The organism is Pseudolysinimonas sp., from assembly GCF_044239695.1.
Classification (GTDB): domain Bacteria; phylum Actinomycetota; class Actinomycetes; order Actinomycetales; family Microbacteriaceae; genus Pseudolysinimonas_A.
Window position 1 is genome coordinate 1 of the sequence record NZ_JBIIAW010000023.1, and the last position, 15,143, is coordinate 15,143.

The 15,143-nt window shown below is 71.1% G+C and carries 14 protein-coding genes; 10 read left to right on the plus strand and 4 right to left on the minus strand.

Annotated features, from left to right (window positions below; all coding sequences use genetic code 11):
• Positions 1–1,020: DUF2326 domain-containing protein (locus ACILQS_RS05455; protein ID WP_395639097.1), on the plus strand; the 1,020-nt coding region annotated here is incomplete at its 5' end.
• Positions 1,021–1,106: 86 nt separating this feature from the next.
• Here the strand turns inward: ACILQS_RS05455 and ACILQS_RS05460 are convergent.
• From ACILQS_RS05460 to ACILQS_RS05470, 3 genes are all read right to left on the minus strand, one after another.
• Complete coding sequence (locus tag ACILQS_RS05460) at positions 1,107–1,448, minus strand: L-rhamnose mutarotase (RefSeq protein ID WP_395639098.1); 342 nt, start codon at positions 1,446–1,448, stop codon at positions 1,107–1,109.
• 2 nt (positions 1,449–1,450) lie between these two features.
• Positions 1,451–2,614 (minus strand): L-rhamnose isomerase, encoded by a 1,164-nt coding sequence (rhaI, locus tag ACILQS_RS05465; RefSeq protein WP_395639099.1) that lies wholly within the window; start codon positions 2,612–2,614, stop codon positions 1,451–1,453.
• 103 nt (positions 2,615–2,717) lie between these two features.
• A complete protein-coding gene (locus ACILQS_RS05470) occupies positions 2,718–3,461 on the minus strand; it encodes a FadR/GntR family transcriptional regulator (protein WP_395639100.1) in 744 nt (247 codons plus the stop codon).
• Positions 3,462–3,540: 79 nt separating this feature from the next.
• Here ACILQS_RS05470 and ACILQS_RS05475 point away from each other — a divergent pair, with 79 nt between their 5' ends.
• Genes ACILQS_RS05475 through ACILQS_RS05505 form a run of 7 tightly spaced genes read left to right on the plus strand, consistent with a single transcriptional unit; the run spans position 3,541 to position 11,190 of the window.
• Positions 3,541–5,268, plus strand: coding sequence for a dihydroxyacetone kinase family protein (locus tag ACILQS_RS05475; RefSeq protein WP_395639101.1), 1,728 nt, complete (start codon positions 3,541–3,543; stop codon positions 5,266–5,268).
• A complete protein-coding gene (locus ACILQS_RS05480) occupies positions 5,265–5,735 on the plus strand; it encodes a ribose-5-phosphate isomerase (RefSeq protein WP_395639102.1) in 471 nt (156 codons plus the stop codon). Before ACILQS_RS05475 ends, ACILQS_RS05480 begins: the two co-directional genes overlap by 4 nt.
• A 4-nt stretch (positions 5,736–5,739) precedes the next feature.
• Complete coding sequence (locus tag ACILQS_RS05485; protein ID WP_395639103.1) at positions 5,740–6,513, plus strand: triose-phosphate isomerase family protein; 774 nt, start codon at positions 5,740–5,742, stop codon at positions 6,511–6,513.
• Positions 6,510–7,319, plus strand: coding sequence for a sugar phosphate isomerase/epimerase family protein (locus ACILQS_RS05490; protein ID WP_395639104.1), 810 nt, complete (start codon positions 6,510–6,512; stop codon positions 7,317–7,319). The genes ACILQS_RS05485 and ACILQS_RS05490 overlap by 4 nt, the downstream gene beginning before the upstream one ends.
• Positions 7,316–8,185: a phosphogluconate dehydrogenase C-terminal domain-containing protein gene (locus tag ACILQS_RS05495; RefSeq protein WP_395639105.1), complete on the plus strand. Its 870-nt coding sequence runs from the start codon at positions 7,316–7,318 to the stop codon at positions 8,183–8,185. Before ACILQS_RS05490 ends, ACILQS_RS05495 begins: the two co-directional genes overlap by 4 nt.
• Positions 8,186–8,204: 19 nt before the next feature.
• Entirely contained in the window at positions 8,205–9,473 is a 1,269-nt protein-coding gene (locus ACILQS_RS05500; RefSeq protein ID WP_395639106.1) for an MGH1-like glycoside hydrolase domain-containing protein, read from the plus strand.
• 4 nt (positions 9,474–9,477) lie between these two features.
• A complete protein-coding gene (locus ACILQS_RS05505; protein ID WP_395639107.1) occupies positions 9,478–11,190 on the plus strand; it encodes a hypothetical protein in 1,713 nt (570 codons plus the stop codon).
• On the opposite strand, the gene ACILQS_RS05510 is transcribed toward ACILQS_RS05505, so the two are convergent.
• Positions 11,187–13,790, minus strand: coding sequence for a family 78 glycoside hydrolase catalytic domain (locus ACILQS_RS05510; protein ID WP_395639108.1), 2,604 nt, complete (start codon positions 13,788–13,790; stop codon positions 11,187–11,189). The genes ACILQS_RS05505 and ACILQS_RS05510 overlap by 4 nt on opposite strands.
• A gap of 141 nt (positions 13,791–13,931) precedes the next feature.
• Here ACILQS_RS05510 and ACILQS_RS05515 point away from each other — a divergent pair, with 141 nt between their 5' ends.
• Both ACILQS_RS05515 and ACILQS_RS05520 read left to right on the plus strand, forming a co-directional pair.
• The gene (locus tag ACILQS_RS05515) at positions 13,932–14,291 is read left to right on the plus strand and encodes a cupin domain-containing protein (protein WP_395639109.1); all 360 of its coding nucleotides are present in this window, start codon (positions 13,932–13,934) and stop codon (positions 14,289–14,291) included.
• Positions 14,292–14,294: 3 nt separating this feature from the next.
• Positions 14,295–15,143, plus strand: a complete 849-nt coding sequence (locus ACILQS_RS05520; RefSeq protein WP_395639110.1) for an NAD-dependent epimerase/dehydratase family protein — start codon at positions 14,295–14,297, stop codon at positions 15,141–15,143.

A 15,143-nucleotide genomic window follows, 5' to 3' on the forward strand; every position in this document is an offset into this window, starting at 1 on the left:
GCTCAACGGATCTCCGGCTTCCGTGTTCTAGACGACCCCAATGAGTTGGTTGCGCGAGCAGATCGGCTGACTGCACGGATCGCATCGCTCCGAGATGCTGCGCTCGTTGATCGGCGTTTGAGAGATCTCTACAGTGATTCACTCGCGGAGCCCGGCGACGCATCGCTTGATTCCGCTCAGGTGGTCTCCGATCTGGCGGGTGCTGCGGGACTGATCTTGGCAGATGGTTTCGTGGTGCGACTTCAGGAGGTCGAGAGTTTTCACGCCGCCCTTATCCGGAACCGACGAACCTTCTTGCAAAGGGAAATCGATGCGCTTGACACCGTGCTCGCGGCGCGAGCCCGAGAACTTGACGAGCTAGACGCTCGCCGAGACGGCGCGTTGAGGACGCTGGAAGCCGGTGGAGCCTTCGAGGAACTCAATGCAATGCGGAGCGAGCTTGCCGCGGTCCACGCGCGCGCCGCAGCAGTCGACCTCCAGATCGAGCAAGCGCGAGAACTCGTAAGTCGCAAGGAAGAGCTAAAGCTCGAGCGGGCGACGAAGCGACAAGAAGCGACTCAGGACCTCGCTCTCACGCGCGCCAAGCTGGATCAGGTTGGCGATCGATTCACCGCCAAGATGAAGAGCCTCTACGCGAAGGACGCCGCTCTGTCGGTGACAGTAGACGACAGCGGGTACCAGTTCACGCTGAAAGTCACCGGATCAGGAAGCACAGGCGTCGATCGGATGACCTTGTTCTGTTTCGACCTGACGATGCTTGAAGAAGGGGTTTCAACGGCGCATCACCCCGATTTCCTCGTGCACGACTCGTCGGTCTTCGACGGTGTTGACCCGCGCCAGCGCGCCGGAGCTCTGCTCTTCGCCCAGCAGATGGTCGAGGAGACCGGGGGGCAGTACATCTGCACGATTAACAGCAACGACATCCCTGAAGGCGTTGCGAGTGAGGACTGGTTTATCGCAGGCGTGATCAGAACGATTCTCGATACCGAAGTGGGAGGACTGGTCGGTCGAGAGTTCTAATCGGGCGGGGCTCCCGTTCGAGCAGCGGCCGATCTAGCATTGCGATCGCAAAGCTCGCTCGGGTTGGTTGTTGTCCTAGCCAATGGTTACCCGAGGTCGGCGAGCTGGTCCTCGAGGTGGAAGACCTCGCGCAGGGTCGGCGCTCCCTGATCCGGCCGTGCCCCCTCCAGGGACACGAAGAAGTGCGCCGCCTCGGCCTCCCAGGCCGCCGTGCGCGGGTCGGCCGCCAACGCCGCGGCGGAGGCCGCGTCGTCGTCGGTCTCGTAGTACCCGATCAGCATCCCGTCGTCGCGCAGGAACAGCGAGTAGTTCCGCCGACCGGCATCCGCGATCGCTTGGAGCATCTCGGGCCAGACCGCTTCGTGCTTCTCGACGTACTCGTCGATCAGGGCCGGAACCACCTGCAGCTGGAAGCAGACCCGGGCCACGGTCAGGCGCCCCAGCCCGCCTGGGTGCCGCCGACGCGGTCGCCGGTGATCGTCTCGAAGTAGCCGCTCGCCGCGTAGGCCGCCATCGGATCCTCCGGCAGGCCCCGGGAAGCCCGCCAGGCGGCCAGGTCGGCGCGCACATCGGTGTAGAAGGCATCCATCAGCACCGCGTTGGCGGCGAGCACGTCGCCCGACGCCTGCGCCGCGTCGAGAGCGGCGCGGTCGACGAGCAGCGCGCGCGCGGTCATCTCCTGCACGTTGAGCACCGAGCGGATCTGCCCGGGGATCTTGTTCTCGATGTTGTGGCACTGGTCGAGCATGAACGCGACGTCGGGGTTGGCGTAGCCGTCGCCGCGCACGACCTCGACGAGGATGCGGAACAGCTGGAACGGGTCGGCCGCACCGACGATGAGGTCGTCGTCGGCGTAGAACCGCGAGTTGAAGTCGAACGAGCCGAGCTTCCCGAGGCGCAGCAACTGCATGACGATGAACTCGATGTTGGTGCCGGGGGCGTGGTGGCCGGTGTCGAGGCAGACCATCGCCTTCGGCCCGAGCGCGGCCACCTGGGCGTAGGACGTTCCCCAGTCCGGAACGTCCATGTGGTAGAACGCCGGCTCGAAGAACTTGTACTCCAGCACCATCCGCTGGTCGTCGCCGAGCCGCGCGTAGATCTGCTCGAGCGAGTCGGCGAGGCGGTCCTGGCGCGCCCGCAGGTCGTCCTGCCCGGGGTAGTTGGTGCCGTCGGCGAGCCAGATCTTGAGATCGCGGGATCCGGTCTGGTGCATGATCTCGATGCACTCGAAGTGGTGGTCGATCGCCTTCTGACGGATGCGGTCGTCGCGGTGGGTGACCGAGCCGAACTTGTAGTCCTCGTCCTGGAAGGTGTTCGAGTTGATGGTCCCCAGGCGAACACCCACGTCCTCGGCGTGCTTGGCGAGGTCGTCGTAGCTGTCGACCTTGTCCCACGGGATGTGCAGGGCGACGCTCGGCGCCAGGGCGGTGTACCGGTGCACCTGTGCGGCGTCGGAGACCTTCTCGAACGGGTTCCGCGGCACGCCGGGCGTCGTGAAGACCCGGAAGCGGGTGCCCGAGTTGCCGAACGCCCACGAGGGCAGTTCGATCGCCTGGGCGGCGAGCCGGTCGGAGATGGTGGCGAAGTCGGTCATGGGACGTCCTTGTCGAGGCCAGGGCGGGCCTGGGAGATGAATCGATTCAACCCTGACGTTACGAGAGGGAGAAGTCCGCGTCAAGTCCGGCGAGGGAGCGCGCTCAGGCGGTGTCGGCGGCCACCGTCGCGGCGAGGCGCCGGCCGGCGGTGAGCATGTGGGCCGCCATCGCCGAGGCTGCGCGGTCGCCGTCTCGCGCAGCGATCGCGTCGTGCACGGCGGCGTGCTCCTCGACCGCGCGGGAGATCTCCGTCGGGTCCTCGACGGCGCGATCGGCCCACACCCGCAGCAGCGAGCGGATGATCTGCAGCAGGTCGAGCAGCACGGTGTTGTCGACGCTCGCCGCGAGCTCGTGGTGGAAGGCGAGGTCGGCGTCGACGAACGCCGGCGGATCGTCGGCGGAGGCCCGCATCCGGGCGAGGTGGGCCCCGAGGCGGGCGACGGCGTCCTCGGGCATGCGCTCGGCGGCGAGCCGGGCGGAGTAGATCTCGAGGGCGCCGCGCACCTCGATCAGCTCCGTGGTGCTGCGGCGCCCGATGAGCATCCCCCACGACAGGGTCTGCGGCAGCAGTTCGCTCAGGCTGCCGCGCAGGTAGGTGCCGGATCCGGGCCGCACGTCGACGACGCCGAGCACCTCGAGGGCGGTGAGCGCCTCGCGCACCGCCGAGCGGCCGACCTCGAGCGTCGTGGCGAGTTGGCGTTCCGGGGGGAGCCGGGTGCCCGCGGCGAGCTCCCCGCTCGTGATGAGGTCCAGCAGGCGGGCGGCCACCACGGCGGCCGGGCTGCCCTCGGGCACTCGCACGAGACGGCGCGCGAGGTCCCCGGTGTCGTCGGGGAAGGCGGGCATGGCATCACCGTAGCGAACGCGCCCGCTCATGCGCTAAATTGGTCAACCGGTTGTGCAATCGGACGAAAGGGATCTCGCGATGACGCGCCTCTTCAACGATCCGATCGCGTTCGCGGCCGAGATGATCGACGGCTTCGTCGCCGCGAATCGCCGCCACGTGCGGCCCGCTCCCGGCGGGGTCGTTCGGGCCGAACGCTCCGCCCCGGGCCGCGTCGCGGTCGTGATCGGCGGCGGGTCGGGGCACTACCCGGCGTTCGGCGGACTCGTCGGACCCGGCCTGGCCGCGGGCGCCGCGATGGGCAACCTGTTCGCCTCCCCGTCGACCCAGCAGGTGCACGGGGTGTCCCGCGCGGCGGACGCGGGTGGCGGCGTGCTGCTCACCTACGGCAACTACGCGGGCGACGTGCTCAACTTCGACGCCGCGCAGGAGCAACTGCGCGGCGAGGGAGTCGACTGCCGCACGGTCGTCGTGACCGATGATGTGGCGAGCGCGTCCCGGGCCGAGAAGCACAAGCGGCGGGGCATCGCCGGCGACCTCACGGTTTTCAAGATCGCGGGAGCGGCGGCCGACGCGGGCAGCGACCTCGACGAGGTCGAGCGGCTCGCTCGCCTCGCCAATGAGCGCACCCGCAGCTTCGGGGTCGCGTTCTCGGGGTGCACCCTCCCCGGCGCGAGCCACCCGCTGTTCGAGGTGCCGTCGGGACGGATGGCGATCGGCCTCGGCATCCACGGCGAGCCCGGGATCGGCGAGACCGACATCCCGACGGCCGACGGGCTTGCCCGACTGATGGTCGAGACGCTCCTCGGCGACCTCCCCGACGGCTACGCCACCGCCGTCGGTCGGCGGGTCGTGCCCCTCCTCAACGGGCTCGGCTCGGTCAAGTACGAGGAGCTGTTCGTCGTCTACGGCTCTATCGCCCGCTACCTCGACGCGGCGGGTGTCGAGGTGGTCGACCCGCAGGTCGGCGAGTTCTGCACGTCGTTCGATATGGCCGGGGCTTCGCTCACCCTGTTCTGGGTCGACGACGAGCTCGAGCGGCTGTGGCTCGCGCCGTGCGACACCCCCGCGTTCCGCAAGAACGGGGTCGTGGCCGTCTCGGCGGGCGAGTACACCCCGGCCGAGACGGTGATCGACGAGATCCCCGCGGCCGCTCCCGCGTCCCAGAAGGCCGCCGGTTCCGTGCTCGGCGCGCTCGAGGCGACGGCCGCCGTCATCGATGCGAATGCCGACGACCTGGGCCGGATCGACGCGGTCGCGGGCGACGGGGACCACGGCATCGGAATGCAGCGCGGCGCGACCGCGGCCGTGGCGGAGGCCCGCGAGGCCCTCTCCCGCGGTGCCGGGGCGGGCACCCTGCTGATCCGCGCCGCCGACGCCTGGTCGGACAAGGCCGGGGGCACCAGCGGCGCCCTCTGGGGCGTCATGCTGCGAGCGCTCGGCACGGCCCTCGGCGACGACGCCGCTCCCACCGCCGTGAGGGTGAGCGCCGGGGTGACCGCCGCGCTCGCCGGCATCCAGAAGTTCGGCAAGGCCGAGGTGGGTGACAAGACCATGGTGGATGCGATCGTCCCGTTCGCCGAGACGCTCGCCGCCTCGGTCGCCGTCGGGCAGCCGCTCGACGTCGCGTGGAACGCCGCCGCCGAGATCGCCACCGGAGCCGCCGCCGCGACCGCCGACCTGCTCCCGCGAATGGGTCGCGCCCGCCCGCACGCCGAGAAGAGCCTCGGCACTCCGGATGCCGGCGCCCACTCGTTCGCCCTGATCGCGACCGCGGTCGGGAAGACACTCACCCGAGGAGAAGCATGAGCGCCCCCTGGCGGATCGTCATCGGCTGCGATGACGCCGGCTACGAGTACAAGGAGATCCTCAAGAAGGACCTCGAGGCCCACCCCCTCGTCGCCTCGGTCGTCGATGTGGGGGTGGATGCCGACGGCCACACCGCCTACCCGAAGGTGGCGATCGGGGCCGCCGAACTCGTCGCCGCCGGTGAGGCCGACCGCGCGCTGCTGATCTGCGGCACCGGGCTCGGCGTCGCGATCGCGGCGAACAAGGTGCCCGGTATCCGCGCCGTCACCGCCCACGACTCGTTCTCGGTCGAACGTGCCGTGCTCTCCAACGACGCCCAGGTGCTCTGCATGGGGCAACGGGTGGTCGGCATCGAACTCGCCCGACGCAACGTGCGCGAGTGGCTCGGCTACGAATTCGACACCACGAGCGCCTCGGCCGAGAAGGTCGCCGTCATCGGCCAGTACGAGACCACCGGAAGCTGCTGATCCGATGACCGTGCTCGTCGGCGTGAGCCTCAAGATGTACTTCGGTCATCGCGAGGCGCTCGACTGGATCCGGCGTGCCGTCGGCCTCGCGGCCGCACACGCGGGCGTGCGGTCGGGTGACGTCGGCGTGTTCCTCATCCCGGGCTACCTGGCGGTGCTGCCGGCCCTCGAGGTGGCGGCGGGCACCGCGGTGCTGATCGGGGCCCAGGATGTCGCCGCCACCGAGCCGGGACCGTTCACCGGCGAGGTGAGCGCGGCCGAACTCGCCGAGGTCGGGGTGCGCGTCGCCGAGATCGGCCACGCCGAGCGTCGTCGCCTGTTCGCCGAGGACGACGCCGTCGTCGCGGCCAAGACGGCGGTCGCCCTGAAGCACCGCATCACCCCGGTGCTGTGCGTGGGCGAGACCGCTCGGGGGGACGCCGAGGCCGCGATCGCCGCGACACGTGCGCAGGTGCGAGCGACTCTCGACGCCGCGCCGCGAGGCCGGGTCGTGCTCGCCTATGAACCGGTCTGGGCGATCGGTGCGGCCGAGCCGGCGCCCGACGCGCACATCCGCGCGGTGTGCGCGGCGCTGCGTGCCGACCTCGCCGCCGACCCCGCGCGCGCGGGCAGCGCGGTGATCTACGGCGGCTCGGCCGGACCGGGGCTGCTGACCCGGCTCGGCGATGACGTCGACGGGCTGTTCCTGGGCCGCTTCGCGCACGACCCCGCGGCGCTCACCGCGGTGCTCGACGAGGCCGCCGCACTCGCGACCACGCGGAAGGCGGCGGCGGGATGATCGGCCTCGGCACCTACGCCTTCTTCTGGCGCCACCAGGCGACCCTCCCCGACGGTTCGCCGGGCGAGCCGATCGACCTTCCCGAGATGCTCCGTCGCAGCTCGCGCCTCGGCGCGGAGGTCTTCCAGATCTGCGACTACGCCCCGCTGCACGGCCTGAGCGCCGCGAAGGTGCGGGATCTGCGCGTCCTCGCCGCCGACCTCGGCCTCGCCCTCGAACTCGGCACCCGCGGGGTGCAGCCCGCCCACCTCTCGACCTACCTCGACCTCGCCGGCGCGCTCGAGGCATCCGTCGTGCGCTCGATGCTGTTCGCGCCCGATTCGCGCCCGACGCTCGCCGAGGCGGAGCGGATGCTGCGCGCCTCTCTGCCGGAATTCGAGGGCGCCGGCGTCGCCCTCGCGCTGGAGACCTACGAGCAGATCCCGTCGACCGACCTCGTCGGGCTGATCGAGGCGATCGGGAGCCCGAGCCTGGGGATCTGCCTCGACCCGGCGAACGGCGTCGCGGCGCTCGAGCACCCCCGTGACGTCGTCGAGCGCTGCGCCCCCTACGTCGTCAACATCCATGTCAAGGACTTCGCCTTCGCCCGCCAGGCCGGGTGGGTGGGCTTCGAGCTCGCCGGAGCGCCGCTCGGCGAGGGGCTCCTCGACTACGACCATCTCGTCCGCACCGTGGACCCGGCCGGCCGCGGCATCAGCCGCATCGTCGAGCACTGGGTGCCCTGGCAGGGCGACCTCGCCGCGACCGTCGCGATCGAGGACGAGTGGACCTCCCGCAACATCCGATATCTCAAGGAGCACGCATGACCGAGGCACACCTCACCGACACCCTCACCATCGCCGTGATCGGCGCCGGCGGGAAGATGGGGATGCGCGTCTCCAACAACCTCGTGAAGACCGCGCACACCGTCTACTACGCCGAGACCTCGCCCGCCGGGCAGGAGCGCGTCTCGGCGGCAGGCCGCACGCTGACCGCGGGACCCGCCGCGGTCGCCGACGCCGACGTCGTCGTGTACGCGGTGCCCGATCTCGCGCTCAAGGCGGTCACCGCCGAGCTGGTGCCCCTGCAGAAGCCGGGCTCGATCGCGCTCACGCTCGACCCCGCCGCCGCCTACGCGGGGCTGCTCACCGATCGCGCCGACGTCATCCGCGGCGTGACCCACCCGTGCCACCCGTCGGTGTTCCTCGAGCGCCACACGCCCGAGGAGTATGCCGACACCTTCGGCGGCATCGCGGCCCCGCAGGACGCGATCGCCGCGATCGAGTCCGACGACCCGGTGAAGCAGGCCCAGCTCGAGGCGACCGTGCGGGCGATCTTCGCCCCGGTGATCGACGTGCACTGGGTCACCATCAAGCAGCTCGCCCAGCTCGAGCCGACGCTCGTCGAGACGATCGCCTGCATGATCGGCGCGCTGCTCAAGGAGTCGCTCGACGAGGCCGTGAACACGATGGGCATCCCCGAACCGGCGGCTCGGTCGATCCTCTTGGGACACACGCAGGTCGCGCTCGCCAACACCCTCAAGGGCGACAACCCGTTCAGCGACGCCTGCCTCATCGCGATGGACTACGGACGCGAGATGATCATCAAGGACGACTGGAAGAAGGTCTTCCGCGACGAGGAGCTCGACCGGAACCTCGCGCGGATGCTCCACCTCGAGCACGTCGAGCGCTGAGCCGGAGGAGGAGACGACGATGTCGATCGACCGCTACATCCCGATGCTGCGCGCGTACATCCTGCGCACCGCTCCGGAGATGACCCGCGAGCCCGCGGGCCACATCACCCACCCCTACATCGTTCCGTCGAGCCCCGACTCGCCCTACTACTCGGTGCATCTGTGGGACTGGGACTCCTGGCTGACGAGCGTCGCGCTCGCCCAGGTCGAGGCCGAGACCGAGACCGGGCGGTTCACGACGTACGAGCAGGGGGCGGTGCTCAACTTCCTCGAGCACACCTCCGACGACGGGCAGATGCCGGTGCAGATGCACCCGGACGGCTACCTGCGTCACGGCGACTTCTCCGACGAGGAGTACGGCCTGCGCCAGAACATGCACAAGCCGGTCATCGTGCAGCACGCCGCGCTGCTGGCCCGGCGGGCCGGCGACGCCGAGTGGCTGCGCCCGCACCTGCCGAAACTCGAGGCCTTCCTCGACCGGTACCTGTCGGTCCATCTCCACGCCGAGACCGGTCTGGCCTACTGGCAGACCGACTTCGCCGTCGGCGTGGACAACGACCCCTCGGTGTTCGGGCGACCGGCCGGCAGCACGGCATCCATCTACCTCAACGCGCTGCTCTATCGTGAGCTGCTCGCCTACGGCGACGTGCTCGAGAAGCTGGACGACGTGAAGGCGGCGAACCGCTGGCGGCGCCGGGCGCAGGATCTGGCGGATGCCGTCGTCGCGCACTGTTGGGACGAACGCGACGGCACGTTCTACAGCGCCGACCTGCTGCTGAACCCGATCGACGACGCCGACTGGTTGCACTCCGGCGCCCCGCGGCATTGGTCGTCGCTGGTGCTGAGGATCGACAACTGGTCGAGTTTCTTGCCGATGTGGGCGGGCTTCGCCTCCCAGGAGCAGGCGGCGCGGATGGTCGAGCGGTATCGCGACGCCCGCACGTTCAACGCGACCTACGGGGTGCGCACGCTGTCGCGGCTCGAGAAGATGTACGACCTGCGCGCGTCGAACAATCCGTCGAACTGGCTCGGACCGATCTGGGGGATCAGCAACTACCTCGTGTTCCGGGGCTTGCAGAAGTACGGCTTCCATGAGGACGCCCGCGAGCTCGCCGAGAAGACGGTGCTGCTGTTCGGCCAGGACCTCGAGCAGAACGGCTGCCTGCACGAGTACTACCACCCCGACAGCGGCGAACCCATCATGACCAGGAACTTCCAGAACTGGAACTACCTCGTGCTGCAGATGATCGCCTACCTCGAGGACCGTCCGGTCGCCTCGGAGTTCTGACCGGATGTCCATCGCCTCCGAGCTGGCCGACGCGGCCTGGGGGGTCGCCGAGCCCGCCCCCGTCGTCTGGGGCTCGGGGCGGTGGAGCCTGGAGCTGCGCGGCGACGAGCTCGCCGACATCCGGTGCGACGGGGTGCTGCTCGCGCGGTCGATCCGGTTCGCGGCGCGCGACCGGGACTGGTCGACCGTGCCGCTCGCCGCGGTTTCGGCGTCGGGGGATCTGCGGGTGGAGGCGCGCTACGAGGGGCTCGGCGCGCGCTGGGCCGTGACCGTGGCGGTGACCGCCGGAGCTGATCGCCTCGACGTGCGGCTCGAGGCAACGAGCGCCGACGCCTGGGAGCGGGCGCGCGTCGGTCTCGTGCTGCTGCACCCGCCGGGCGTCGCCGGACTCCCGCTGCGAGTGGACCATCCCGACGGCACCGCCACGGCGACGGTCTTCCCGAGGGAGATCGCGCCGCACCAGCCCGCGAGGGACATCGCCGCGCTCTCCTGGCCGGTCGGCGGACTCGCGGTGCGGGCGGAGTTCGACGGCGAGGTCTTCGAGATGGAGGACCACCGCAACTGGACCGACGCCTCGTTCAAGACCTACGGCACGCCGCTGAGCCGTCCCGTCCCGGTCGCGCTGGCCCCGGGCTCGCGGGTGGCGCAGGCGATCTCGTTCGTCGTCGACGGCCGGGGCGAACCCGCCGCGGATCCCTTTCCCGGGCCGATCGCCCTCGTGCCGACGGGGCGGCCGTTCCCGGCCATCGCGCTCGCCGCGTCGACCTCACCGGGTGGCGCGCCGGCGGCCACGACCCGGGTGCCCGTGCAGCTCGTCGAGATCGACGCCGACGCGCCCGGCTGGCGTCAGGCGCTCGCTCGCGGACTCGATGCCGCGGAGGCGGCAGGGGCCGATGCCGACGTGCGCCTGTTCTGCCGCGAGCCGGAGGCGCTCGCCGAGCCGGTCGCGGCCCTCGCCGGCCGTCGGGTCGTGCGGCTCGGCGCCACGGCGACAGGCACGCAGGTCACCGAACCGGGGCACTGGGCGGCGCTGGTCTCGGCGTCGGCCGCCCTGCCGGTCGAGCTGGTCGGGGGCGCGCGGAGTCACTTCACCGAGATCAACCGTCGCCGAGCCGACCTGCCGTCGGCGGGTGGTCTCGCCTTCGCGCTGACGCCCGGAGCCCACACCCGGGACCGAGCGCAGCTGGTCGAGTCGATCGCGATGCAGCGTCTCGTCGCCCGGGCCGCGGTGCAGTTCGCCGACGGCCGCCCGGTGCACGTCGGGCCGGTGACGCTGCGTCCGCGCTACCTCACGTTCGCGTCCCGTCCGCTGCCGGCCGCCGAGCCGGGCATCGGCTACCTCGTGGCCCCGGACGCCGACGACCCCCGGCAGGTATCGCCCGCGCTCGCCGCCTGGACGGTGGCGAGTGCCGCGGCCCTCGCCGTCGACGGGGTCGCGTCGATCGCCTACTTCGAGACCTGGGGGCCGCGTGGCGTGCGGGATGCCGACGGCACGCCGTTTCCCGTCGCCGCGGCGATCGAGGCCCTCGCCGCACTCTCCGGGTCGGAGCTGCTCGCGGCCGACGGCATCCTGCCGCCCGACGTGTGGGTCGCCGCGGGGCGGCGCGACGGTGTCGACACCGTGCTCGTCGCCAACCTCGCCGCGCGGGACACGCGGGTGGCGTTCCGCGACGGCCGGACGGTCGCCGTGCCCGCGCTGTCCTACGTGACCGTCTAGATCGCGACGAGACCCGCGAGCGGCGTGCGAACCGTGTGCGTGCCCGGACCCTGCGCCTCCGACTCCCGGCCGAGGAGTTCGAGGGTGGCCGTCGTTCCGATCGGCACCGTGGTCTCGACGACGAACTCGTCGCCCTCGATCCGCCAGGCGATCGCCACGTCGCCGTACGGCGAACGGTGCCGCGCCGACGCGTGCGTGAGACCGCCGCCCGGGCGCGGCGCGAAGCGAATCCGCCGGTAGCCGGGAGCCGCGGGGGCGAGGCCGGCGACCACGCGGTGCAGCCAGTCGGCGACCGCGCCGAGCGCGTAGTGGTTGAACGAGGTCATCGTGCCGGGGTTGACGGTGCCGTCGGGCAGCATCGCATCCCAGCGCTCCCAGATCGTCGTCGCGCCCATATCGACCTGGTACAGCCAGGACGGGCATTCGCGCTCGAGCAACAGGTCGTACGCGGTCGACTGCCCGCCGGTCAGGGTGAGCGCGTCCGAGACGAGCGGCGTGCCCACGAAACCCGTCGAGATGCGGTTACCCGCCTCGGCGACGAGTTCGGCGAGGCGGCGTCCGGCCGCCGCGCGCAGACGGTCGTCGGCGATCAGATCGAACGTGATCGCGAGCGCGTACGCGGTCTGCGCGTCGGAGGTCATCCGCCCGTCGGGCAGCACGTACTCGGCGGCGAAGGCCTCCCGGATCTCGTCCGCGAGCTTGCCGTAGTGCGCGGCCTCGGCGGTCAGCCCGAGCACCTCCGCCATCTGGGCCACCTTGCGGGCCGAGGCGGCGGCGTACCCGGTCGCGACCAGGTAGCGGTCGGTCTTGGCGTCGGCGGGGTCCTGCGGCGGAGCGTCCGGGTCGAGCCAGTCGCCGAGCTGGAAGCCCTCGTTCCAGAGGCGGTCGGGGCCGGAGAGGCGTTCCTGCAGGTCGACCCAGCGGCGGGCGCTCTCGAACTGCGCCGCCAGCACGCCGCGGTCGCCGAAGCGCTCGTAGAGGGTCCACGGGGTGAAGGCCGCCGCGTCTCCCCAGGCGGCCCCGGGACGGATCGGCGTCCACATCTCGTAGGCGGGGATGACCGGCACGTACCAGGGAACCGTGCCGTCGGGCAGCTGCTCGAGCGCGACGTCTTCGAGCCAGCCGGCGAGCATCCCCGAGACGTCGTAGAGGAAGGAGGCCGTGGGCGCGAACACCTGGAGGTCGCCGGTCCAGCCGACGCGCTCGTCGCGCTGCGGGCAGTCGGTCGGGATGTCGACGAAGTTGCCCTTCATCCCCCAGAGCACGTTCTCGTGCAGCTGGTTCACCGACGCGTCCGACGACTCGAACCACCCCGCGCGCTCCATGTCGGTGTGGTACACCCGCGCGACGAGGTCGCCGGCGGCGACCGCGGCATCCACGTCTCCCGGCCATCCGCTGATCTCGGCGTAGCGGAAGCCGTGGAAGGTGAACCGCGGCTCCCACTCCTCGACACCGGTGCCCGCGAGGATATAGGTGTCGGTGGACCGGGCTCCGCGCAGAGGACGGGTGTAGATCTCGCCCTCCTGCATGACCTCGGCGGTGCGGATCGTCACCGTGTCGCCCGCGGCGCCGGAGACCCGGAGGCGCAGGCGTCCGACGAGGTTCTGGCCGAAATCGAGGATGTACGACCCGCTCGGGCCGCGCAGGACGGCCACCGCGCGCAGCTCCTCGATGCAGCGCACCGGCGGGCCGGTCGGGGCGACGAGGGTCGCGGGGTCTCGTTCGGCGAGGGCGACGGGAGTCCACCCGGTGTCATCGAAGCCCGGGCGCGACCAGCCGGCCTGCTCGTCGCGGGCGTCGAAGTCCTCACCGTCGTAGTTGCCCGTGCGCACGATCGGGCCGGTCGCGGCGGTCCACGCGGCGTCGGTCGCGACCGTCTCACGGGTGCCGTCGGCGTACTCCAGCTCGAGCTGACCGAGGAAGGAGAGGTCGGTGCCGTAGAGGTTGCGGAAACCCGCCCGCCAGCCGAGCCGACCGCGGTACCAGCCGTCGCCGAGCCACGCGCCGATCGCGTTGGCTCCCGTCGTCAGGTGCGCGGTGACGTCGTAGGTGTAGTAGCGCAGGCGCTTCGGGTAGACCGTCCAGCCCGGCGAGAGGGTGTCGTCGCCGACCCGCACGCCGTTGATCTCGGCTTCGTACAGCCCGTGCGCGGTGGCATACAGGCGGGCGCGCACGAGGCCGTCGCGCACGGCGAACTCGCGCCGCACGCGTGCGGGGCGTCGGTCGTCGCTCTCGGCATCCTCGGGCCAGGCGCCGCCGACCGGAACGGCGACCCAATCGGCGGGGTCGAGCAGCCCGGCTTCGACGGTCGTCGGTTCGCTCCAGGGTCCGACGGTGCCGTCGGCTCCGCGCACGCGGACACGCACGACCGCACGCTCACGGGAGGCCAGCGGGGCGGCGGGCCAGGGCACGAGGATCTGCTCGGCTCCGTCGATGGTGTACTCGACGGTCGAGCCGCCGCGGTCGATGCTCAGGTCGTAGCCGGCCTGCATCCACTGCGGGTCGGCGTCGGTCGTCCACGACAGCCGCGGCGCGGACTCGCCGATGCCGACGGGTTCGCGGTGGCGCTCGATGCGCGGGGCGGAGGCGGTGGCCGTCACAGGTAGTACCTCAGGAGATCGTCATTGACACGTTTCAAACATCGAGAGTAGCGCACATCCAGGCAAACCCGAATCGCAACTTGACACGTTTCAATCTAAACTGGACCGAGCCGCGGGGCGGCGTGAGACGGGGAGGTCGGCATGCCGCTATTCGAGCCCGGGACCTGGGTGGATCCGAAGACCGGGTCGCCGTACGCGGCCGGACGATTCGCCCTCGCGGACGGTGCCCGGTTCGACCGGCACCTGCACACCGACGACGAGCTCTGGCTCATCCGCAGCGGTGCCGCCACGATCCTGCTCGAGGGAGCCGAAGTCGTCGTGCGGGCCGGTGACATCGTGCTCGTGCCCGCCGGCACGGTGCACGACATCCTCGCCGTGCACCCCGACGTGGCCGGCTTCTTCGTCGAAACCGGACACCAGGGCGGCCTGTCCGGCCACCTGCACGCCGAACCGTCGGACGCCGAGGGGCACCCCGTCCCGTCCCGACCCCTGGAGGATTGACCCATGCGCATTCTGATCACCGGCAGCTCCGGCAAGCTCGGCCGGGCGACCACCGAACGCCTGCGCGTCGACGGGCACGACGTGCTCGGCATCGACCTCGTCGGCACCCCCGGCGCCGGATTCACCCGGGTCGACCTCCAGGACTACGGGCAGGTTCTCGACACGATGCTGGGCGTGACGGCCCGCCACAGCGGCCTCGACGCGGTGGTCCACCTCGCGGCCGTCCCGGTCAACGGGATCGTGCCCGACGCGACGACGTTCCACAACAACGTCACCGCGACCTTCAACGTCGCCTTCGCCGCCCACCGCGCCGGCATTCGCACCGTCGTCGTGGCGTCGAGCATCACCGCCATGGGCTTCCCCTTCGAGGTCGCGCCGCCGTCGCTGCCGGTCGATGAGACTCACACGGCCGCGTTCACCACCTATGGACTCGGCAAGGTCGTCGAGGAGGCGATGTTCGGTCAGCTCGTCGGGTGGGATCCCGAACTGTCGATCACCGCTCTGCGCTACACCAACGTCGTCGGGGAGGGTGAGTGGGGCACCTTCGCGCGCGCGAGCGATCCGACCTACCGCCGGGATCTGCTCGGCAGCTACGTCGACGTCCGCGACGGCGCGGATGCGGTGGCTGCCGCCCTCGCTCACGCGAAACCCGGCTTCGAGGTCTATGCGATCGCCGCGCCCGACAGCGGCGTCGACGTTCCGTCGCCCGAACTCGCCGCCCGGTGGTTCCCGGGAGTGCCCGTCTCCGACGACCTCGGCCCGACCGACGCGCTCGTGTCGTCGGCCAAGGCCGCCCGCGACCTCGGCTGGACCGCCACGCGGCTCTGGCGCGACCAGTACCGCCCCGAGTAG